Annotated in this window: 18 protein-coding genes and 1 pseudogene; 7 read left to right on the top strand and 12 right to left on the bottom strand. The window is 43.3% G+C overall.

Annotation, left to right across the window (positions count from 1 at the left end; genetic code table 11):
* Positions 1 to 17 precede the first annotated feature (17 nt).
* From ACYQ4O_RS11770 to ACYQ4O_RS11755, 4 genes are all read right to left on the bottom strand, one after another.
* Entirely contained in the window at positions 18 to 446 is a 429-nt protein-coding gene (locus ACYQ4O_RS11770) for an NAD(P)H-dependent oxidoreductase (protein ID WP_460175733.1), read from the bottom strand.
* A gap of 3 nt (positions 447 to 449) precedes the next feature.
* On the bottom strand, positions 450 to 599 hold the full coding sequence (locus ACYQ4O_RS11765; RefSeq protein ID WP_460175724.1) for a hypothetical protein: 150 nt from the start codon (positions 597 to 599) through the stop codon (positions 450 to 452).
* Between the two features lie 258 nt (positions 600 to 857).
* Positions 858 to 2246, bottom strand: a complete 1389-nt coding sequence (gene dcuC, locus ACYQ4O_RS11760) for a C4-dicarboxylate transporter DcuC (protein WP_460175723.1) — start codon at positions 2244 to 2246, stop codon at positions 858 to 860.
* Between the two features lie 33 nt (positions 2247 to 2279).
* Positions 2280 to 3689, bottom strand: coding sequence for an amidohydrolase family protein (locus ACYQ4O_RS11755; protein ID WP_460175722.1), 1410 nt, complete (start codon positions 3687 to 3689; stop codon positions 2280 to 2282).
* 113 nt (positions 3690 to 3802) lie between these two features.
* Between ACYQ4O_RS11755 and ACYQ4O_RS11750 the strand changes: the two genes are divergently transcribed.
* Positions 3803 to 4771: a LysR family transcriptional regulator gene (locus ACYQ4O_RS11750; protein WP_460175721.1), complete on the top strand. Its 969-nt coding sequence runs from the start codon at positions 3803 to 3805 to the stop codon at positions 4769 to 4771.
* Between the two features lie 7 nt (positions 4772 to 4778).
* Here ACYQ4O_RS11750 and ACYQ4O_RS11745 read toward each other — a convergent pair whose 3' ends face one another.
* From ACYQ4O_RS11745 to ACYQ4O_RS11735, 3 genes are all read right to left on the bottom strand, one after another.
* On the bottom strand, positions 4779 to 6056 hold the full coding sequence (locus tag ACYQ4O_RS11745) for an amidohydrolase (protein WP_460175720.1): 1278 nt from the start codon (positions 6054 to 6056) through the stop codon (positions 4779 to 4781).
* Positions 6057 to 6596: 540 nt separating this feature from the next.
* The gene (locus ACYQ4O_RS11740) at positions 6597 to 7265 is read right to left on the bottom strand and encodes an RloB family protein (RefSeq protein WP_460175719.1); all 669 of its coding nucleotides are present in this window, start codon (positions 7263 to 7265) and stop codon (positions 6597 to 6599) included.
* Complete coding sequence (locus tag ACYQ4O_RS11735) at positions 7255 to 8517, bottom strand: AAA family ATPase (protein ID WP_460175732.1); 1263 nt, start codon at positions 8515 to 8517, stop codon at positions 7255 to 7257. The genes ACYQ4O_RS11740 and ACYQ4O_RS11735 overlap by 11 nt, the downstream gene beginning before the upstream one ends.
* Positions 8518 to 8870: 353 nt before the next feature.
* Between ACYQ4O_RS11735 and ACYQ4O_RS11730 the strand changes: the two are divergent.
* Both ACYQ4O_RS11730 and ACYQ4O_RS11725 read left to right on the top strand, forming a co-directional pair.
* Positions 8871 to 9065 (top strand): annotated as a pseudogene (locus ACYQ4O_RS11730) (BrnT family toxin); the annotation flags it as partial.
* The gene (locus ACYQ4O_RS11725) at positions 9062 to 9346 is read left to right on the top strand and encodes a hypothetical protein (RefSeq protein ID WP_460175718.1); all 285 of its coding nucleotides are present in this window, start codon (positions 9062 to 9064) and stop codon (positions 9344 to 9346) included. The pseudogene ACYQ4O_RS11730 and the gene ACYQ4O_RS11725, both read left to right, overlap by 4 nt.
* Before the next feature lie 365 nt (positions 9347 to 9711).
* Here ACYQ4O_RS11725 and ACYQ4O_RS11720 read toward each other — a convergent pair whose 3' ends face one another.
* On the bottom strand, positions 9712 to 10647 hold the full coding sequence (locus ACYQ4O_RS11720; protein WP_460175717.1) for a ketopantoate reductase family protein: 936 nt from the start codon (positions 10645 to 10647) through the stop codon (positions 9712 to 9714).
* A 50-nt stretch (positions 10648 to 10697) separates the two neighbouring features.
* Entirely contained in the window at positions 10698 to 11276 is a 579-nt protein-coding gene (locus ACYQ4O_RS11715; RefSeq protein WP_460175716.1) for a flavin reductase family protein, read from the bottom strand.
* Between the two features lie 352 nt (positions 11277 to 11628).
* Between ACYQ4O_RS11715 and ACYQ4O_RS11710 the strand changes: the two genes are divergently transcribed.
* Both ACYQ4O_RS11710 and ACYQ4O_RS11705 read left to right on the top strand, forming a co-directional pair.
* A complete protein-coding gene (locus ACYQ4O_RS11710; protein ID WP_460175715.1) occupies positions 11629 to 12603 on the top strand; it encodes a TAXI family TRAP transporter solute-binding subunit in 975 nt (324 codons plus the stop codon).
* A gap of 76 nt (positions 12604 to 12679) precedes the next feature.
* Positions 12680 to 14860 (top strand): TRAP transporter permease, encoded by a 2181-nt coding sequence (locus tag ACYQ4O_RS11705; protein ID WP_460175714.1) that lies wholly within the window; start codon positions 12680 to 12682, stop codon positions 14858 to 14860.
* A gap of 227 nt (positions 14861 to 15087) precedes the next feature.
* On the opposite strand, the gene ACYQ4O_RS11700 is transcribed toward ACYQ4O_RS11705, so the two are convergent.
* A complete protein-coding gene (locus ACYQ4O_RS11700; protein ID WP_460175713.1) occupies positions 15088 to 16233 on the bottom strand; it encodes a pyridoxal phosphate-dependent aminotransferase in 1146 nt (381 codons plus the stop codon).
* Positions 16234 to 16936: 703 nt separating this feature from the next.
* Between ACYQ4O_RS11700 and ACYQ4O_RS11695 the strand changes: the two genes are divergently transcribed.
* Entirely contained in the window at positions 16937 to 19579 is a 2643-nt protein-coding gene (locus ACYQ4O_RS11695; protein ID WP_460175712.1) for a response regulator, read from the top strand.
* 63 nt (positions 19580 to 19642) lie between these two features.
* Here ACYQ4O_RS11695 and ACYQ4O_RS11690 read toward each other — a convergent pair whose 3' ends face one another.
* Together ACYQ4O_RS11690 and ACYQ4O_RS11685 are read right to left on the bottom strand one after the other, a co-directional pair.
* The gene (locus tag ACYQ4O_RS11690) at positions 19643 to 20182 is read right to left on the bottom strand and encodes a hypothetical protein (protein WP_460175711.1); all 540 of its coding nucleotides are present in this window, start codon (positions 20180 to 20182) and stop codon (positions 19643 to 19645) included.
* Between the two features lie 161 nt (positions 20183 to 20343).
* Complete coding sequence (locus ACYQ4O_RS11685) at positions 20344 to 20619, bottom strand: oxidative damage protection protein (RefSeq protein WP_460175710.1); 276 nt, start codon at positions 20617 to 20619, stop codon at positions 20344 to 20346.
* 66 nt (positions 20620 to 20685) lie between these two features.
* Here ACYQ4O_RS11685 and ACYQ4O_RS11680 point away from each other — a divergent pair, with 66 nt between their 5' ends.
* Positions 20686 to 20865, top strand: coding sequence for a hypothetical protein (locus ACYQ4O_RS11680; RefSeq protein ID WP_460175709.1), 180 nt, complete (start codon positions 20686 to 20688; stop codon positions 20863 to 20865).
* Positions 20866 to 21076: the final 211 nt, after the last annotated feature.

Genomic DNA, 21076 nt, shown 5'->3' with positions numbered 1-21076 from the left:
TTAATGGGACAAAGTTCTTAGTCAAAGATCTTCTTAAGATGATCTTTAAACCGTTTTGTATCTTCCTCCAATGTCGGATTTTTCAATACATCATTGGCCATGAAGCTTGGAAGAGGCTTCATTCCTAAGAATTGGAACGCTTTATGAACCGGTAAGAGAACGCCATCGATCCCAACACCGCCGAAGAAATCATCTTTCTTGTCAAAGGCAGCTTTTGGTGCATTCCATGTTGAACTCAGCATGTACTTCTTATCAGTAAGAATGCCGCCTGTACCATAGCCAACGGATGGATCGCCATGATGACGGCCGTCTGTGCCGACAATTCCCGGCTGAACAAAAACTTCGTCCTGATATTTCTTGAATTGCCACGGTGTGCTCATCCACCAGCCTGGTGTTTGAACAATTATTACGTCAGCCCATTGAATTTTTTCAACTTCGGCCGCAATTTCTCAGGAACCGCCGATGAGTGAAATCTGAACTTCGTGGCCCATCTTCTCAAGCTCTTTCATTGCTAAATCAGAGTAGTAATGATTGAGCTTTCCGCCTTGATCAAAATTTTGGCATCCGCAATCAAGAATCAGAACTTTTTTCTTTGACATCTTCAACGCTCCTTTGATTTAAAAACTTTAATCCAATCCGCCGGAAAGTCAATCCGGAAAAGAAACTTGCTTGTTGCTTCAATCCTATTGATACCAAAATAAGGTGTAGAGGCATTAGCCGGTTAGCCTTGAATGGGCACCTGAACCGTTCTAAATTCTCCGGGATTCACAGCAGGCAAGGCGTTCTGAGCTTTAAGAAGATCAAATCATGGGAGCCGGACTTTTGCCCGTCAGCTCCCATGTTCTCAATCTTAAATCTTAAAGAAAGACAAAAGAGGCGGCTATTGAAACCATCGTGCCAACAATCATTGGAGGAATTGTTCTTGCTACAGCTGCAAAGGGCGAAACATTAGCAATTTTTGCGACGGAAATCGTAACACCGGCAATTGGAGACATAGAACGAGCAATGCCGGCAACCAATTGAACAGGGCAAGCCATTACGAGGATATCCCATCCAACAGATTTGGCGGCTGTCGGAAGAAGGGAAGAGAATGCGAAGAATGCAGCGTTTCCGGATCCGGTAACAAAGGATGCCAGAATCATAATGCCACACATGACAAGCAGCATAATCATTCCACCGGTTCCTTCCATTGAGGCCGCAGCGTTAATAATTGTAGTAATGCCGCCTGTGGCTTTCAGGCCGTCAGCAAAGACGCCAGCGCAGATAATCAAGGATACGGTAGAGGCGAACACTCTCCCCATGCCCGAGAAGAAAGACTTTATGTTTTCACATGATTTTCTGAAATCACGCGTGTAAAGGCAATCAACTAAGAACGAAAACAGAGTACATGTCATCATGGCAGTAGCCAACTCTACTCTGTACCCGCTGTACACAAACTTGGAGAAAATAAAGAGCAAAACAATAGGAAGAACCGGGAAGAGTGAGTAAATCTTGGGAGCGGACTTTCGCTCGTCCTTGACTTCAAATTCACTGTGCAATTCAAAGTCTTTCGTTGTTAATTTGCCCGAGGCAAGATCTCTTTTATCCATGAATTTCTGGTAAAAGAAGTGAGTTGCTGCTACTGCTATAACCGTAACGATGGCCACAGGAATTTGTCCGTCAACAAAGTACTCCATCGGAGAAATTGAAGCGAGTTTTGCTGTGAGGATTGAGTTAGCTGAAGCGGGTCCTAAATCAAGGGCCGACATTGTAATAATGCAAGCTACAGCTGCCACATTGGAGCATCCTACAGAGATGAGAAGCGGATAAACCATCAGCATCATCAAGACCCCTAAGCCCACTGCAGAAGGAATAAATACGTTAATTAACTGCCCTAACGCATAGGCTAACGCCAGTAGAAGATAAGGAGACTTTACATAGCTTAAGGGCTTCGCAGCTATCTCAACCATGGAACGAGTTGCCCCGATCTTGTCCAAATAATCAGCAAAACCGGAAATAATCATGATGTTGAGACCTAACCCAACCAAGATGCTTTTAGATTGATTCGTAAAATATTGGATTACATCAAAAAAGGCACTTTTTGTTGCTGATTTTGCCCCGTGAAGCAAGGGTTCGGGAGAAATCGTTGCCATCACGGCCAATAAAATAATACCGACTAAAAACAGCGACCACGGCGCATAATATCTTTTGACAATAAGATATCCGACGAATATAACGCCGATAAGGACACATATAATTCCAAACATAAGCAAACTCCTTGGGTTATAAGTATTTTTTCTTTATGGGACAAAACGATTTTCAATTCTTTGAAGAGAAAGTCTCTCCGCAATCGAGAACGGAATTTTTCTTTTACTCAGATAATCTTTTCCTCTTTCATCACAGATAAGTCTCGTACCTTTCCCGAAAACACGCCCGTCCTTCATAATCACTTCTCCGTTTGTTACTGTGGCAAAGGCTTTTTCTTTTTCTAAATCGAGAACGGTGATGTCGGCGTCAGCTCCTATGCCCAAATGACCTTTATTAGGCAATCCAAGAGCATTGGCGGCGTTTAGGCTTGATTTAACAACGAACTCAGGCAGAGAGAGGGCTCCAAACTTAACCAAGAGCAAACCTTTTTCCACAATGACATTTCGCGGATAACAGCCTCCGTCAGTTGAGAAGGAATCAACGACAAAAGCTCCGTTGTTTCTCCTGGCAGTAGCCAAAAGGAATCTGCTCGCAGAAGGATTCACAGAAAAAGAACCTGCAACTTTCGTCCCCACGGACTCCCAATATTCCACTCCTTCTGAGCCGCTAACTAGCTCGCCGACTATACCGTTATCTTTCAGAACCCCAACCTCGCCGTCGAGGATGCATTTCTTCATGCCTTCATAAGTAGGCTCGTATCCTTTTTTTCGCAGACACGTGATGGTTACTTTGCTCAGAGGGACGCCGTTTTCGATAATAAGCCGCGTCCCGTTTAAGTCTGATAGATACGACTCTGAAAACAGATTAGGACTTCCTTTTAACAACTCAATGGCTTCTAATGCTTCGGAGATTTCGTCGCTAATTTGGGCTCTGCAGTAACTGTTGACGTGGGCAATATGGAGAAAGTGTTTGCCGGCAGCATCGACCGCATCTCTGAGTCCTTTAATATTAGAGCCGTGAAGAGTATTTCCGACATGCCATGCTACCCAGGCACTCTCTTCGCTGCAGTCCTCAATAAATGCCTGAGAAATGTCCACATCCATAGGAAAATGGCCGCCCAGAAGCTTTATGCCTAACGCCCCTTTCTCTAAACATTGTCTGATGAATCCGATTCTTTGAGATTTTTCAGGACGATTTGTAGTAAGGCTCTGAGGATAGCTCGCTGCCTCCAATATCGCCATATTTATTCCGGCGCCGCTTTCTTTAATGCTGTCAAGAATGTTGTCGATAGGGCCGGCTAAATCAAAAGCCGTACACACGCCGGCGAGCGCAACCATACGCTGAGCATGAGGATGTCCAAATAACGTCCTCATGTGAGTATGCATGTCAATAATTCCGGGGATAACTATTTTCCCCTCTGCATTCAATTCTTGCTTTGTTGAAGTCGAGGAAAAGTTCGAGATCTCTATAACTTTTCCGTCTTCGATGAAAATATCTGCGATGCCAAAAAAATGATTCTTCGGATCAATAATTTTCCCGCCGCGTATGACTAGATCTGCCATCCCTTATCTCCGTTATCTAAGATCCTGAATTAATGTTAAACACAACTAATAACAATTTCTATAACATCTAGTAAAATTGGAAATCTAGTTTGGCAATTTGGAAAACTTAGACAATGGCAGACGATATAGAAAGCTGGGAGATTTTTGTCTCTTTGTATAAAACAGGTTCTATCGGGTTAACTGCTCAAGAGCTCAATGTCGACGCACCAACCGTTTCGAAGAAAATTTCCGTTCTAGAGAAAAAATTAGGGAGATGTTTATTTGATCGCAGGTCAAGGCCGTTTGCTCCCACAGTTGATGCGGTAGAAATTTATGACAATGCGAGAGAGATAGTAAATCACAGAAAAAAAATTTCTGCCTTTATTTCCGATAAACAAAATGAAAATGGTGCCATCATCCGAGTGATGCAGGGAAACAGCTATAGAAGGTACGCTGCCGCCCTAGCATTTAACTACCAAAGAGAACATCCCAATCTAAGATTTAACTTTGTTTCTCCCATAGACATTCAGGACTTTCTTGATAGAAAAGCAGATCTCATCGCTATCTCCGGTGAAATTAATCTGCCTAATTGCGTCTTTTTATCCCGTGGAAGAATGATTTTTATTCCAGTTGCTTCCCCCAATTATCTAAAAGAGAACGGGCCGTTGGACCATCCTAAAGATCTAACTAATCATTATGTGTTTAGCAACGGTTTTATAGATCGTTTCTCTTCGCACCTGTCTTATCCATTTAAAAAGAAGGAACGTCTTTGGACTATGACAGTCACTGATCGGATACGATGCTCAAATGTTGAATTTTCAAAAACCGCTGCTCTTCAAGGGCTTGGAGTTTGTCCTTCTCTTCCTCTGTTTTGTTGCATCGATGAGCTGGAAGCAGGGACTCTGGTGCCTATTCTTGATGGCTGGCACCGCCCCTCTGTACCTAATTATGTTGTATGCCGAAGAGAAGATTGGAAGCTGAAATATTTTAGAGAGTTCGCAACATGGTATGCGGATCAGCAGAAAGATATTCAATGCAAATGCGAAGAGCGACTCGTTAAAGTTTTCGGCCAGGATTTTTTAGATAATCTGGCCGAGAACTAGGCAATTGTTAGATTCCGTTCTTCTTTTGAGCAAAACGGGTAAAGACTTCAAAGCCCATTGGCATCGATTCAGTGTCTTGAAGATCAAAATCTCCTTTGTGATGGCCACGATGATTGCATCCCCATCTGAAGAGGGCGCCTTGGCCTCCTCTCTCTACCACCCGCTTAATCATAAGGGTGAAATCCTCTCCGCCCACAGGAGCATTAAGATCAATAATTTCCTTTACTTCCGGTATTTGCTCGCCTACATCTCTTAACTCTTCAAGTAAATCAGAACATTCTATTAATGTGGTTGAGTAACCGGCTCGTTCGATTTTAGATTCGACGTCATAAGAGACGGAATTGCCTTTAACTATTTTTTCAACATTCTCGGAAAGATAGTTGAGAACTTCCTCGGTCTGTCCTCGAATCTCGCATTCAATCTTGGCGTGTACAGGTGTGATATTTCTGCCTTCTCCGGCGTGAAGGGTGCCTACAGCCACGCGAGATACTCCGTTTCCGTGACGAGGAATTCCTACTAGCATCATGGCTGTTGCGCAGGCTGCCATAAGAGCGCTGTGTCCTAGATGCGGGTTGCTTCCGGCATGAGAAGGTGTGCCTTTAAAGCTAATATCGTATTTGATACTTGCTAGAACGCCTCCGTGCACTAATGCCATTTGCCCTAGTTTAGCAAGCCCTCCGCAATGAGAACCGACGATAAAGTTCACATCATCGAGGATTCCAGAGCCAACGATGGCTGCAGCACCGCGGACGCCTTCTTCGGCTGGTTGGAAAATAATTTTAAATGTACCCTTCAGTTCTTCTTTGTGCTGAATCAACCATTTTGCAACTGCTAAGCCGAGAGCGGCGTGCCCGTCGTGCCCGCATGCGTGCATTCTTCCCGGGCGTTTGGATGCGAATCCAAACTTTGTCGGCATATGGTTTGGATCTTCGGATTCCATCACGAGTAATCCGTCAATATCAAATCTAAATGCAGTTGTAGGGCCCTCTCGTCCTGTATCCAAAATCGCAACGGCACCTGTGTATCCGTCACACGATTCAATGAAATCAAGAGGAACTCCGTCTTTTACTGCTCTATCAATTGCTTCTCGAACCTTGGTTTCATCTCTTCCCATTACCGTCTGAGGATTGATTATTTGTTTTCCCGTTAAGATGGTTTCGTATCCCATCTGTTTTAATTTACTGACGATGAAGTAAGTGGTTTCAAACTCGGTCCAACCTTCCTCTGGAAATTGATGAAACTGTCGTCTGTATGAAATCATCTCCTCTAAATTTTTTTTGTCCATATATGCTCCTCGGTAGTGATGCTTTGTTAAAAAGGTAAGGATTAAAGTTACTAAAAGGCATGGGCTGTTTACATTTCAACAGTTTTTGTAAAGTTGAAAAAAAACTGGTCCACAAAAATCACTTTTTCTTTCCTGCTTGGCTCTCATAATGTGGTACCTCGCAGGAAAACGGACGTGCGTTAGCCTCCCTCTTTCTCTCTCGATGTTAAACACAACTAATCACAATTTCTATAAGACCTAGTAAAACTAGAAATCTAGTTTGGCAATTTGGAAATCGAAGAAAAGGTAGACAATATAAAAACCTTGGAAATTATTATTTCTTTGTATAAAACAGAGCCAGTCGGAATCACTGTTAAAGATCTTAATGTCGATGCACCAACCTGATAGGGCCTTCTCGCTGTAAAAACTCAAAAGGCACTATCAGAATTAAATATAAACGAGAACAGCAAGTTCAGTTGCAAAAGGAGAACGAAGATTTAAGAAAAATTTACCTAAGCTAAGGAAATGAGTTGTTCCAGACAAATAAAAAATAAAGAGTTTCTAAGAAGAAAGCTTACAGGCTTTAAGAATTATTTGGATTGTTTCACCGACTGAGCTGGAAGGATTTTCTTCGTAGAAGCTATAGCCACAAGTTTTTTTCTCTATTAAGTTAAGTTCGCACTGTTCTACGATCTTCTCATAATTGTTCATTGCCGTTTGAACATCAGAAAAATTTAAAGAGTTGAGAACAGATTTGAAATTCTTTTCAATTTTAAATTCTCGGAGATCAGCGAATGACGTCCCAAAATATTTATTAATAAGTGGAAGATACTGTTTTCTATCGGAAAAAGATTGATTTAATTGTGTTTTATGAAGCAATATCCATAGCTCAAAAGAGAAGTTGGAGTAAGCAGCTTCGTACTTTATCTTCTTTCTATTCATAGCCTCTTTTAACAGCTTGAACGTTTCGTTTCTTTGTTTGACATGGGCCGGGTACTGACTTTCAAAATCAAAAAAATGGAAAAAAAGCTCTCCAACCATTGGACTAGAAAATTTAACCATTTTTACAGGATTCTTTTCAACTTTGATGTTAAATGAGACGTTAAATACCCTTTCTGGTTCTCTATTTATTACGTCTCGAAGCCACTCCAGGTACCATTTCTCTGTTTCTCCCTCTACGGAGAAATTAAATCTCTTTGTCTGTTTTCTTTTTCTGGTATTAGGCTTCATTCTTATTATTCATAAATTTTAAAAACAAATCGCTGAAATTGGTTTCGGATATCGCCCCATATCTGTCAACAAAATAATTCTTCATGTAATCATCGGAACGCCGAACAGCCCCTTCTCCGGAGGTGCCAAAATCAGACAGAGAGTAGATAATGCTTGTATTACCCTCTCTGTCTACAAATTTTATTTCGTCACGTCGAAATAAGTTTGCACTAAGAAAGATGGGGTTATGAGTATTGAATATTAACTGAGCACCGCGTCTATTAATGTCCTCATTGTGAAAAATATTGATGAGATCCATGATGGCAATTGGATGTATGGAAGCATCAAACTCATCTATGAAAAGTACAGTTCCATTTACCAGTGCATCAAACACAAGAGGAAAGAGGTGCATAAATCTCACGGTACCGTAAGATTCATATATCTCTGAAGACAGCTTTTTCTGTGTTCCACTAGAGTTTTTGAGAACCGAGTAGAGAATCTGCCGTCCCTTTTCGGTGGAATCGGGACCAAAGGTAAAAGAGGACGATTTCGATCCAATTGCCTCGGCCGCTGATGTAAGAAGTTCTAGGACTTCTTGCTGTGCTTCGTTTTCTACTCCCCCTACAATGCGGAAAGACTCGGAATGGTAAAGAATTCTTAAACCCTCTCTGAACCATGTCAAGATTCTTGAAGCTAGGGAGGGGTTCAGAATATTCTTAAATCCATTTGATAAGAATAGTTCTTCTTCATTTAACCCGTTATTCAAAAGACGTCCAATAAGATCTGAGTCCTCTGAAGAGGAGGATTCTCCCTGCTTATCCAATGAGGTTTTAAATACAGAAACTTTGTCCTCTTTTCTTTCGAAAACCTTCTTTTCATTGAGTTTTAATTGTTCAAAAATAACTTTTCTTTTATATGACTTATCTAAGAATTGGCCTAAATCTATTTGAATCTCGTAGTCTACCTTTAGGGAGTCGATTAAGAAAGTTATCCCTAAACCAACTGGAAGAGGTACAGGTTCAAAAGAATTTGGAATTAGCGAGAGAAAAGATGAAGAATCGTTTGCTAGTCTAACAGTCGAGTCATCCAGAATATTCCCCCGAAGGACAATACTTCTCAAAAGATCTACAGCGCAGATAATATTTGATTTGCCGGAGGCATTAGGGCCGTAAATAACTGAGGAGCATAAAGCTTTTTGAGTTTTTCTGATTCCTTTGACTTTTCTTTCGATTATGCTGTATGCCAAATCCTTTTGTTTAGGAGCAGGGATCATGGAAAACACAGCGGGTTCCCTAAAAGATTTAAAGTTTTGAAGTCTAAACTCAAGGAACATATGAATACCTTATGAAGAAAAAAGAACCTTTCGAGAATATTTTGCGATTCTGCTATTGAACTAATCTAATTCTGTCATAAGACTGGCTTTTTTTCTTAATTTTGCATAATTTTTGCAAAATGAATACATTTAAGATATTTATCAAAAACAAATATCCCTGTGTCAAACGGGATATTCCAATCTTTTAGAAAGTTTTTTGAAATATGTCAAATTTTCCGTTTTCATATTAAATATGCGTGTATATGGCATAGAAATTTGTCCATGCGCCTTTTAACGGTCATTTCGAGGAAGTCAAAGATGTATTTGACGATCCAATCCCTATCGATAGGCAAGACCGTATTGAAAATGGTGAAGAGAGATGGCCAACAATAGGCTCGACTCCAAATTTCGTAGTTGTTTTAATAGCACATTCTGTCAGATATGATGGAGTGGAAGTGATATGTACTGTGAGTGCAAGAACAATAAGTAAGCAAGAAAGGTATTTATGAACAAAGTTAGATACAAAGCTAAAAGCATAGAGCTTACAGATAGACATCTGAAAGAACTTGAAGATCTAGCCAAAGTGCCGGACTCTGAAATTGACTATTCCGATATACCTCCGCTGAACCCAGAAGATTGGAAAAATGCTTCTCGCGGTGTGTTCTATCATGGTGTCAAAACGGCGGGGGCTCCGCGCCTCGATGCAACTGCTTCATGCAGTAAGAAAGATGTTGAAAGGCTTGAGGACGCCAAGGTGCTTTCCTCTAAGCATGAAATTCCAGAGAGATAGAAAGGTCTAACAAAGCAAGGAAGCTTTTTAAGCCTGCCGACAAAATGCTTGGAAAAATCAGGAGAAGTCTCCTGACCCAAGGAGGATTCGGGCTTCTCCATTAAAGAAAAATTACCTTGCACTCGGGACCTAAATTCAGGCTTTATTGAAATAATTAGTTGAAGCAAGCTTCTTTTGGATGCCCGGGGAGGGTTATATCGATAGTTCTTAAGTTTCTAGTTCTGCCGTTTGCGAAGTTAAAGTTGTCCGGAAGCCTGAAAAAAATCTTCCGCATAGGACTTTGTTTGCCGAAAGACAACATCTTGCTTATCGGACTTAAAGGCGAGAGGTAGAAAACCTAAATTTTCTACCTCTGATTAAACCATTCAATAGTTGCTTTCCATCTCTCGGACTTTTTGCAGAATTTTCTCATTAACTGGAGTTGGAACTCCTAGCTCTTTGCCTAATGCAACAACAGTTCCTGCAAACATCTCAACCTCGCTTCGCCGTTTGTTGACACCGTCCTGACGCATAGAAGGCATGCCTTCGGGATTCAATTTGTCGATAATTCCTAAATATTGGAGATATTCATCCTCAGTCAAACAGACGCCGTTCTTCTGGCTGAGTGCAAGAACCTCTCTCATGGCGGCTTTCATCGTTTCTCTCGGAGCGCCTTCTTGATGAACCGTTCTGAATATTCCTTCATTAATCATGACGGCTTGATTGACGCCGACATTTAGCATCCACTTGCACCACATCCGATGAATAATGTCTTCCTCGGAAACATACGGCAGAAAAATAGAATCAAAAAACGCTTCCGTCCTTCTAAGTGCTGCTTCTAATTTAAGGTTCTGGTTGTTTTTCGGAATACCGATGCAAAGTTCACCTAAATCTCGATAAATAACCTTCGAACCTTGTTTTAGGGCATCCATTTTTTGTCCGATGCAGTACAGGACATTGGCAAGAGGAAATGCTTTCTTCAAAATCTCTTCGCTTGAAATGCCGTTGAGCAAAGAAATAATGACGGTATTCTCATTAACCAGAGGAGCAGCAGTTTTAATGGCGTCATCTAAAGCCGTTCCTTTTACGGAAAAAAATAAAAAGTCCGCCGGGACGCTGTTTTCATCCGGCGTAACAAAATTGAAGAAGCATCTTTGATTGTTCAAATAAATTTCTTCTTGTCTGTAGCGTTCGCAGCGTTTTTTATCCGCTACAAAAGTAACGCTGTACTTTCCTAAAGCATTTTCAATGGCTTTGGCATAGAGGATGCCTAGGGCACCAAGACCGATAAAGTAGACGAAAGGAGCAGGAGATTTGTTCATAGCTGGAGATATAAGAAAACCGGCCGAAGCCGGCATATCAGTTAGAGAAATTAGTCGTCGTATCCGGGTACCGGTAAACGCTTGCCGAGTCGATAGAACATAGCACCCCCGAAGTTCGGAAGGATGCTGAAGTCAGCATCCAGATTTTCAAACTGCGGATGTCCGTCTTTAATCACTCTCTCGTCATAGAAGGCTTGAACGATTTGGCCTAAGAAAAGGTCATATTTTTTCTGGATTTCCGTTTCAGGAAGAACTTTGCACACTGCCCAGGCGACACATCCTTTTGGCAACGGGAAACGGCAGCCATCGACTTTGTAAAACTCGATTTTGCTGTCTTCAATCTTGGAAGAGAGGGAGTTCTTCGAGTTGGTGCCTAAGAACATTAATTTTTCGACGATTTTGGCAGTCGGAAGGGCTAATAAGAAATAGCCGTCTTTTTCAACTAATTTGCGGGTGTAGTGGCTGCTGTCGATGACAACGCTTAATTTGTCGTAGTCGAGCGGGCAGCTCCAACTGGCAGGCATGATATCGAGATCATCGCCGCTTTGGGCTTCAACTAAAACGGTGCCCCCTAAATTAAAAAGTTTCCAAACTTCGCTCACGCTGATGGTTTTAATGTTCGCAGTCATTACGGTATCTCCAAAAGATTTTCTGCCTATTGTATGACTATTCCAAAAAGGACGCCTGAACACCAAGAAAATGCACAAAGAAAGTGCAAAAAAAAGTAGGCGCACCAAATAGGTGAAATAAATATGCTGATTTTTGGTGAGGGACTGGCTTTTATTTCGCAAACCGAATATTTAGTGCAGTAAAAAGTTGGCACGGTTTTTGCTTAATAAAAATTATTCGAAATTCTTATCAAGATTTTCGCCGTCTTGGTGATAAACGGAGCTCCCGAGATGCACGCAAGACAGAAACAATTAAGGTCAAGAGCCAAGAAACACTTTCAGAAATTCTCAATTCTATTTGGAGGCTTTTCAAATGCTGATCAAAAAACTTCTCCCAGTTGCTTTTGCTGCTTCACTTGCTTTCGCCGGCTCTGCTGCTTTAGCTGCCGGCCAGACATTCGTCACAATCGGTACCGGCGGTATTACCGGTGTTTACTACCCGACAGGCGGTGCTATCGCTAAAATCATCAACGCCAAGAAAAAAGAATACGGTATCCGTGCTTCTGTTGAATCTACCGGCGGTTCTAAGTTCAACATCAATGCTATCGACTCTAAAGATTTGGACTTCGGTATCGCTCAGGCCGATACACAGTACCTTGCTTACAACGGCAAAGGTCCATGGGAAGGTAAACCTGTCAGCAAGCTTCGCGCCGTTTTCGCTCTTGCCCCTGAAGCCGTTACATTCGTTGCTGCTGAAGATTCCGGCATCAAGTCCATTAAGGACGTCAAAGGCAAAACAATTAACTTAGGTGACCCGGGTTCAGGCAACCGTGTTAACTCTACCGACATCTTCAAATACGCCGGTATTGTTCCGGGCAAAGACTTCCGCGACGAAAAACTTAAACCGGCCGATGCTCCTCGCGTCCTCCAGGACGGTCGTATCGACGGCTTCTTCTACACTGTCGGCCATCCGAACGGCAACATCAAAGAAGCCACTGCAGGCAAGAGAAAAGTTCGCATCGTTCCTATTACCGAAGTCGGTGATTTGCTCAAAGACGCTCCTTACTACGCTATGACCGAAATCCCGATGGATCAGTATCCGGACGCCGTCAACTCCAAGGATAAAGTCAAGACGGTCGGCATGCTCGCTACATTAGTGACTTCCGCCGATACTCCTGATGATGTCGTTTATGCCATCACTAAGGAAGTTATGACAAACCTTGACGACTTCAAGAAGCTGCATCCGGCTTTGGCAGGTCTGACCAAACAGTCCATGCTTGAAGGCTTGACCGCTCCAATCCATCCGGGCGCTTTGAAGTACTACAAAGAAGTCGGCTTAGTCAAATAATTAAGCCTTAAGTACCATCCAGCCGTGCCCGGGAGCTTCTCTCGGGCGCAGGCGTAAATAATAAAAAGGAACCTTCATGTCAAATAGCCAGAATGAGAAAATTCTTCTCCCGCAGGCAGGTATTCCTGGTTTTGTTCTAACTCCGAAGAAGAATTCTTCCGAAGATATCGTGGGAGAGTACCGTGAAGAGGTAGTTCACGGAGACAGAGGATTAGCGGGAGATAAGACCGGCATTTCCGCCAAAATTACTTTCATCGTTGCGTTATGCTGGGCGTTTTTCCAGATGTCCACAGCCAGCTGGCTGCTTTTGGACTCTTTGCAGGTAAAAGCTATTCACTTGGCTTTTGCTTTGTCTTTGATTTACTTGAACCTTCCGACTCTTAAATCGGAAACCAAATCTCGCTGGGACTTGCGAATTCTCCTGGCGATGAAAAAAGTTACCATCGTTGACTGGATGATTGGCATCGTCGGCGTTATCGCTGCTCTCTATATCGTCATTGACTATGCAGGAATCTCCGAGAGACCGGGTCAGCCTATCGGCCGCGATTTGATTATGGGAGTAACTCTGGTTGCCCTTATGCTTGAAGCCACACGCCGTGTTCTCGGGCCGGCTCTTCCGGTTATTGCAGGCGCCTTTATGGCCTATGTGTTCTTAGGCCCTTACTTGCCCGACCTTATTGCTTTCAAAGGTGCGACTTTAACCCGCTTCATCTCTCAGATGACCATGGATACACAGGGCATTTACGGTGTACCGCTGCATGTGTCGGCCACCGTCGTGTTCTTATTTGTGATGTTCGGAACAATGCTCGATAGAGCCGGAGGCGGAGCCTTCTTTACCCGTTTGGCTATTTCCGGGTTAGGACAATATAGAGGCGGCGCAGCTAAAGCCGCTGTCGTCAGTTCAGCTCTCTCCGGTACCGTTTCCGGATCATCCATTGCTAATGTAGTCACTACCGGAACATTTACTATTCCTTTAATGAAGCGTCTTGGCTATCCTGCTAAAAAAGCGGCGGCTATTGAAGTGGCTTCTTCCGTAAACGGTCAGTTGGCTCCTCCGGTCATGGGTGCTGCGGCCTTCATTATTGCTGAGTATGTCAACGTACCTTACATCGAAGTGGCGAAAGCAGCTGCTGTCCCGGCCTTTGTCTCTTATGTTGGTTTGCTGTGGATTACTCACATTGAAGCTTGCAAGTTAGGTCTTAAAGGCTTGCCTAAGTCTGAGCTTCCCAGATTCTGGACAGAACTGAAGAACGGCTTGCATTATCTTCTTCCGCTGTTCGTTCTTATTTGGGAACTTGTGGTGGAAATGCATTCTGCCGAAATGTCCGTCTTCAGAGCCATCTTAGTGTTGGCCTTCCTGATGGTTTTCCAGCCTGTAGTTATTGCTAAGGTCCACAATGCAGACATGTGGGCCGCCTTCAAGTTCGGCGTAAAAAATACATTAAGCTCTATGGCTGCCGGTGCCAACAACATGGCCGGCGTTGCTCTGGCAACGGCTTCTGCCGGTATCATCGTAGGGTGCGTCTCTTTAGGTCTCGGACAGCAGATTACTTCCTTTGTAGAAGCTCTTTCGATGGGCAACATCTTCCTGATGATCTTCATTACCGCGCTGGCCAGTTTGCTTTTAGGCATGGGTTTGCCGACCACGGCTAACTACATCATTATGGCTTCTTTGACAGCTCCAGTGATTGTTGAATTGGCTACCGGAATGTCTCTTCATGGTCAGGAAATCGTTATTCCTTTGATTGCCGCCCATTTGTTCTGCTTCTACTTCGGAATCTTGGCTGACGATACGCCTCCGGTTGGATTGGCAGCGTATGCAGGGGCTGCGATTGCTAAAGAAAATCCGATTGCTGTGGGAGTGCAGGGCTTCTTATATGACATCCGTACGGTGATCATTCCGGTATTCTTCCTCTTCAACTCCGACATCCTCTTACTCGGAATTGATACCTGGACGGAAGCCTTGTTTATCTTCGCAATGACTTCTATCGGCATGATCGCCTTTACTTGTGCGACACAAGGATGGGTTCTTACACGCACAAATATTATTGAACGTGTATTCTTGCTGGGCGTCACTGTAATTATGATGTTCCCGGCCACATTAACAGGCTTCTTCCTGGATTACAGTCAAAGATATTGGGGTTATGCCGCCGGAATTGCTCTCTTTGCCTTTGTAATCCTGATGCAGAAGATGAAAGGCCAGCCTGCAAAAGCAGCTGATTTAGAGATGCCGAAGGATCTGGAAGTACAAGCTTAATTCGGACCTTTTCTCACCGGACTGCCTGGTTTAAGGATTAACTAAACCTCGCAGTCCTTTTTGTTTTGGAACACAGAAGAGCTTGCGGCGTAAAAGAGAATTCTCACAAAAATCCAATCTTTCGAAAGGTGCTTGTTTCAGTAAGAACATTCACAAGAACGGAACTCGTTGGCAAAAAAAACAGACCAAGTTTGAGAGAGGAACTTGGCCTGCTTAATTGAAAAGTATTAGATGAAGCCTTTCTGACGGAATTCTTTAAGCTTCTGAACGAAGTATTTCATTTCGTCGGGCGTACCTAAAGAAACACGGCACCATTGTGTGGCTGGCGGGAAGGGACGGCCGACAAGGATGTGTTCTTCTTTCATGCGGTCGGCAAACGGTTTCAGAGGAGCCTTCAAGTCCATGAACACAAAGTTTGTTTCACTTGGCAAGTAAGGAATGTGAAGTTCATCCAAAGTTGCAAGAAGAATCTTCCGGGATTCATCATTCATTGCCTTAGATTTAGCCAAGAATTCTTTGTCTTTTAGTTCTGCGGTGGCTGCGGCAAGTGTCGCCTGGTTCATCATCACTTCATAGGCAACATGGTTTTCGATATTGTCGATAACCGCCGGGGCTGCGTATGCAAAACCTAAGCGCATGCCGGCCATCGCAAAGATCTTAGAGAATGTTTTAAGAACAACCAGGTTGTTGTAGCCTTCTTTAATCAATTCTTCGGCGGACTTGAAGGACGGATCGTTAACGAATTCTGCGTATGCTTCATCCAAGATGAAGAAAGTATTTTTGGGTTTAGCTTTAATCCAGTCGAACAAAGCTTGTGTGTTGACGATAGTCGATGTCGGGTTGTTCGGATTGACGATGTAGACAATCACATGCTTGCTCTTAGCCTGCTGAGCGGCAAGTTTGCGCAGAGCGCCAAGATCGATGCTCCAGTTCGGACCCATCTTAACGGTTTTAACCGGAATATGATTGCGCTTGGCAACGTCGGCACCGTCGCTGTAAGTCAATTCCGGGCATACAAATACGGTTTTGCCCGGCACGTTGTAGGCTTCGACGGAAGCACGAATAGCTTCTGCCGAGCCGTGAGTAAGAAGAAGGTTATCCGGCTGAGTACCCATGTATTGAGCCAATTCTTTTTTAATAGCGCCTACTTGAGCAAACGGATAACGTGAGGCTCGAGCTGTAGATTCTTCGATAGCTTTTTTAGCACCGTCGCTCAGACCGAGAGGGTTTTCATTGAAGCACAACAGCATAGGTTTCTTGGCTGTCGGAGGTGTGAACTCCGGTTCTGCAGCAACGGCTGCATCCATTGTGGCGCCGAATAACATGGCTCCGAGGGAAGATCCCGCGAATTTAAAAAGACTGCGTCTTTGCAATTTATTTCTCCTAAAAAATTTTGGCTGCAAAATAATTATTAATCCAAAAAGTGCCTTGTAAGAAGAATCTTTTCAGAATTTTTCTGTTCTTGACTATTTTGAGCGTTATGCGGCTTGCGTATTGCCGAAGGGAAAAAACGGACTTTCTGAAGTTGCAATCTTTTTTCTCAGTAGTTTTGAGGAATTCCTACAATAAAGCAGTTCCTAACCAGGAGTTGATTGAGGGTTCTTTTGCCAGAGCCAAATTAAAATACAAAGATAAAGCCAATTCCGAGATGCGACGATGGAGGATAGGAAGATGAAAGACTGACCGCTAGGGAAGAGAGCCCTGAAGAAAAGCTGAGAGAAGGTGTTTCTCAAATGCTCAGAAGACATTATGGTGATGAGGCCGACTCAAAAGAAAAGATAAGAGTAGTTCTCGTTTACTCCCTCGAGAAAAAGCAATTTGTGAAGTGGCAGGAAGTGTCATCATAAAAATAATTAACCGTTGGCATCTTTTCGACTTATCTTTCCTTACGAGCGGCTGACTAGGAGGAGTTGATTTCTCTGGATGCAGTTCTGTCGCTCGTTTCTCATCGATTTTTTCTTAGAATTTGATATTTCAAGCGGCTGATGAAACAGCTTGGAGGATTTTGTCCGAATTATTCGAATCGGAACTACAATTGTTCTAAAGGCCGAGAAAGCCGAATAATAAGGAAAGCAAATGCACCTCCCATCCGAGTTGAGAACTAGACTGTCGTCTGTAAAAAGCAAAATACTGATCCGTGCTCTTTATGTACTCATCATCGTTTATACCGTTTTTGTGACGGTAAGTATGTGGAGGGCGAATCAGCATACGGTCGATATGTTTGAATATCCGTATCAAGTCACTCGGAGCGTCAGCGAAATCCAAGCCCGTCTCAATGAAATGGGCCTCGCTATTCCATTCATTATGGGTAACACAGACTCCTTCGAAGATATAGTCGAAGTGCTGAAAATGCAGGAAGAAGAACAAAACCGTTCTTTGGAGTTCTTGGAACACCACTTCCGCGGAGATCCGAAAGAATATCAGCAGCTGATGCAGGACTTCTCCAACATAAGAGAACAAAGACGTAAATTAGCCCTCGAAAGCGTGGGTAAAAATAAAGACGAAGTTCTTAAGATGTATCAAGAGCAGGTTGCCCCGTATTTTGATGTTTTGGATAAGACCCTTAATAAGGTCAGTGCAAATGCCGATGCAAGAAGTGCGGAAATTAAAGCCCAGGCTCAGCGTCTCATCGATTCCGTTATCGTCACAACTTGCTTGTTCGGACTCCTTCTTGTCGGATTTCTTTGGTACGTTCTGAATTCCGAAGAAAGAGCCCACAAAGCAATACGTCATCGAGAACAGCTTTTTAATATTCTTTCTCATACCGTTGATGAAGTATTCATCATCTTTAATAAGAAGCTCAAACCCGAGTTTGTTAGTTCCAACAGCGAGCGAGTCCTAGGAACCAAATCAAATGATTTGCTTCGCAGTGAGGGCGATTTTGCCGCACGTTTAATGGAAGATATAACTGCCTCTCTCAGTGACCAGATCAATCCGGGAGAAGCCTTTCAAGTCAGAGAAAAAGATTTTGAATGCGAAGGCATTAACCGTCAGTTCAAGATTCGCTTCTATCCGATACAGGAAGCATCCGGAGAGGCAGGGTACATTGTTGTGGTCTCCGATGAAACGGAGGCCCTTGAACAGAAGCGAATATTAAGTGATTCGTTGAATAATGCCTTGTCAGCCAGCGTCGCTAAGAGCCGCTTCCTTTCTCACGTATCTCATGAAATCCGTACGCCGATGAATGCCATCATCGGTATGACCACTATTGCACTGGCAAAAATTAATGACAAGCCGAAGGTCGAGGACTGCTTGTTGAAGATATCGCAATCATCTCGTCACTTGTTGGGACTCATCAACGACATTCTCGATATGTCTAAGATCGAGGAAAACAAACTGACGATCGCCGCCGATGAATTCAAGTTCAGTGAGGCTGTTACCTCTGTCGTGAATTTAATTGCGCCGCAGGCAAGCGAAAAAAATATTAAATTCGATGTGGTTTTCAATGACGAGATTGAAGAGACTTTGATTGGCGATGCAATGAGGCTGAATCAGGTCCTAATCAATATTTTGTCCAATGCCGTGAAGTTCACGCCTGAAGGCGGAGAAGTCAAGCTCATCGTCAACAGACTTTGGATCAAGCAGAACACGATTTATCTGCAGTTCATTGTTAAAGACAACGGTATCGGAATGAGTCCGGAATTCCAAAAGAAAGTATTTGATCCGTTTGAGCAGGCTTCCGTGAAAATTTCTTCTATTTACGGAGGCACTGGTCTTGGCCTCTCCATTACCCGCAACTTAGTCTTGCTGATGGGTGGCTCAATCTCTGTGCAGAGCCAGGAAGGTCTTGGTTCAGAGTTCTCCGTTGAGCTTCCGTTCGGATTTACCAATGAAGAAAATACCGCCCCTCATGGCCTCGGTGAATTCAAAGTGCTTGTAGTGGATGATGACATTGGTACCTGTGAGCACGCATGCTTGATTTTGAAGCGCTTGGGCCAGAATACCGAGTTTGCTCTTGACGGCTATAAAGCCGTTGAAATGGTTAAAGAGGCCCGCGATGAGGGTCATCCTTACGATGTGGTCTTTATCGACTGGAAGATGCCGGGAATTGACGGAGAAGAAACCGCACGAAGAATCAGAAAGCTCGAAGGACTTAATCTGTTAATTATTATCATGAGCGCATACGATTGGGCGCCAATCGAAGAAAGCGCCAGAGAAGCCGGTGTCAACAGCTTTGTCGCTAAACCGTTCTTTGCTAATTCGCTGAGGGCTGCATTGATGTCGGTTGATAAAGAAGTGCAGGCTAAGACAGCCTTGGCAGACCCGGACATGTACGATTTCACCGGTAAGAGAGTCTTGCTTGTGGAAGATAATGTATTCAATCAAGAAGTGGCTCAAGAATTCTTATCAATGGCTCATGTGGAGACAGATACTGCTGAAAACGGCCAAATTGCGGTACAGAAGTTCATTGACTCTCCTGCTGGTTACTACGATGCGATTTTGATGGATATTCAAATGCCGTTAATGAACGGATATGAGGCCACTAAAGAAATTCGTGCTTCTTCTCATCCGGATGCTGCATCGGTTCCAATCATTGCGATGACAGCAAACGCTTTTACCGAAGACGTTTCGCTATCCTTAAGTGCAGGGATGAATGCTCACTTGTCTAAACCGTTGGATATGCTGGGCATCTACAAACTTTTGGAACAAACCTTCAAAGGTAAAAAGGAAGGAAGGTTCGAAGACAAAAATTCTGGAGCAGGCCCGAAGCCTGAATAAACTAGTCAAATCAAAACGGCTGGCAACACTTAAGTCTCCAGCCGTTGTCCTTAAACAATCTTTCTAGTTGATGGAGTTCTTCTTTTCATCAATTTCGAGAGGAGAAAGATCCTCGGGATTTTCTTCAATCTGCTCGAGAAGCTGCTGCATCATGCGGGCGATTTTGTCTTGATCTTTGATGCCTTCAAGCTTTGCCTTTTCAAATTCAGCGAGGGCGTCATTCATTGTCTTCAGAGCGGCTGCCTTCTTTTCCTCCGGCATCTTAGACATACTGGTGGCAAGGTAGTTGGTAAACAGACGGACGCCGAAAGCAATTGCCATAAAAAATGGCAGAGGTACTAATGCTCGAGAAGTGGATTTTTCCTTCTGACGTTGCGGATCTCTGGCAATCTCAATATCTTTTAGTCCCATTTGAGCGTGCTCAAGGATGGAGTGGGAGATGAAGATAGTTTCCGAACGCAGGAGAGGATCATCAATATATTTAACCGACTCTTCCATCACTTTTCCTGCATCGACAATTGCAGCAAAGGTGTCGATTGAAAGCGGAACTTGGGTCGGAAGAGATTCAAACTCTTTTGTTTTTTTAGATCTTCTTGTTGCCATAGTATTTGCCTTCGTTGAGCTATTAATAGTTGCGATAGAAAAAAGTGTTTTCGTTGTCAAGCCGGCCTCAGCGCCAGGATCCGGTTTTGTCGCTAAAAATTTTACAAGAAAACAAATCCCGCCGTTGAGTAGTCAAGAGCGGGATGGGGATCAAACCAATATTATTTCTTTTCTGGTTCGACGTAACCTTCAGGATGGGCAACGCCTTCACCGAAAAAGTGAGCTTCAATCTGTTCTAAAAGCCATTTACGGGCTTTCGGATCAGCCATGGAAAGTCTGTTTTCATTGACTAACATAGTCTGAAGTCTCTTCCATTGTTCCCAAGCTTCCTTGGAAACATTCAAGTAGATTTTTTTGCCTAATTCGCCGGGAAGAGGAGGCAGATCCAAACCTTCGGCTTCTCTTCCTAACTTAACGCACTGAACCATTCGGGCCATGGGCCATCTCCTTAAAAATTTTGAGTAGTCTAAACTAATTAGGCTTAAATCTTCAACCTCGGGACAATGGTCTCGGTTAAAAACTTAGTTATCAATGTGGTGAGAACTCATACCAACAAGAATGATAACTACGTTTCCAAAGGAAGAATTTTGATTTTTCTCTTCTGTCAGTTGGACAATAAGCAACTACATAAGGTTATGCCTCAAAAACAGTTCGCCGCTGGCTACGTGCCGAAAATTGAGTAAGACAATCAGAACTGTCAGTAACCATCGGCGTTTGGCTTCTTCTGCTTTGTCTCATTTAACGAAAGGCCCCGGAATTCCGCAGGCTTAATGACATGGAACCCTTCTGCTCCTCATTGGAGAATGGGAGCAAAATAAAAATGTTTGTAAAAATTTTCCAAATTTGGAGGTTCCATGTCAACCAAAAGAATACTCTCAAATACGATTGATACCA

Source organism: Turicimonas sp. TL08 (assembly GCF_054660695.1).
This window is presented reverse-complemented; position numbering and strand designations above follow the sequence as displayed.

Coding starts and splice junctions, on each gene's coding strand:
- ACYQ4O_RS11695 (WP_460175712.1), top strand. CDS start 16,937: ATGCACCTCCCATCCGAGTTGAGAACTAGACTGTCGTCTGTAAAAAGC.
- ACYQ4O_RS11745 (WP_460175720.1), bottom strand. CDS start 6,056: ATGGACAAAAAAAATTTAGAGGAGATGATTTCATACAGACGACAGTTT.
- ACYQ4O_RS11740 (WP_460175719.1), bottom strand. CDS start 7,265: ATGAAGCCTAATACCAGAAAAAGAAAACAGACAAAGAGATTTAATTTC.
- ACYQ4O_RS11755 (WP_460175722.1), bottom strand. CDS start 3,689: ATGGCAGATCTAGTCATACGCGGCGGGAAAATTATTGATCCGAAGAAT.
- ACYQ4O_RS11725 (WP_460175718.1), top strand. CDS start 9,062: ATGAACAAAGTTAGATACAAAGCTAAAAGCATAGAGCTTACAGATAGA.
- ACYQ4O_RS11705 (WP_460175714.1), top strand. CDS start 12,680: ATGTCAAATAGCCAGAATGAGAAAATTCTTCTCCCGCAGGCAGGTATT.
- ACYQ4O_RS11680 (WP_460175709.1), top strand. CDS start 20,686: ATGGTCTCGGTTAAAAACTTAGTTATCAATGTGGTGAGAACTCATACC.
- ACYQ4O_RS11690 (WP_460175711.1), bottom strand. CDS start 20,182: ATGGCAACAAGAAGATCTAAAAAAACAAAAGAGTTTGAATCTCTTCCG.
- ACYQ4O_RS11750 (WP_460175721.1), top strand. CDS start 3,803: ATGGCAGACGATATAGAAAGCTGGGAGATTTTTGTCTCTTTGTATAAA.
- ACYQ4O_RS11715 (WP_460175716.1), bottom strand. CDS start 11,276: ATGACTGCGAACATTAAAACCATCAGCGTGAGCGAAGTTTGGAAACTT.
- ACYQ4O_RS11720 (WP_460175717.1), bottom strand. CDS start 10,647: ATGAACAAATCTCCTGCTCCTTTCGTCTACTTTATCGGTCTTGGTGCC.
- ACYQ4O_RS11735 (WP_460175732.1), bottom strand. CDS start 8,517: ATGATCCCTGCTCCTAAACAAAAGGATTTGGCATACAGCATAATCGAA.
- ACYQ4O_RS11685 (WP_460175710.1), bottom strand. CDS start 20,619: ATGGCCCGAATGGTTCAGTGCGTTAAGTTAGGAAGAGAAGCCGAAGGT.
- ACYQ4O_RS11710 (WP_460175715.1), top strand. CDS start 11,629: ATGCTGATCAAAAAACTTCTCCCAGTTGCTTTTGCTGCTTCACTTGCT.
- dcuC (WP_460175723.1), bottom strand. CDS start 2,246: ATGTTTGGAATTATATGTGTCCTTATCGGCGTTATATTCGTCGGATAT.
- ACYQ4O_RS11765 (WP_460175724.1), bottom strand. CDS start 599: ATGTCAAAGAAAAAAGTTCTGATTCTTGATTGCGGATGCCAAAATTTT.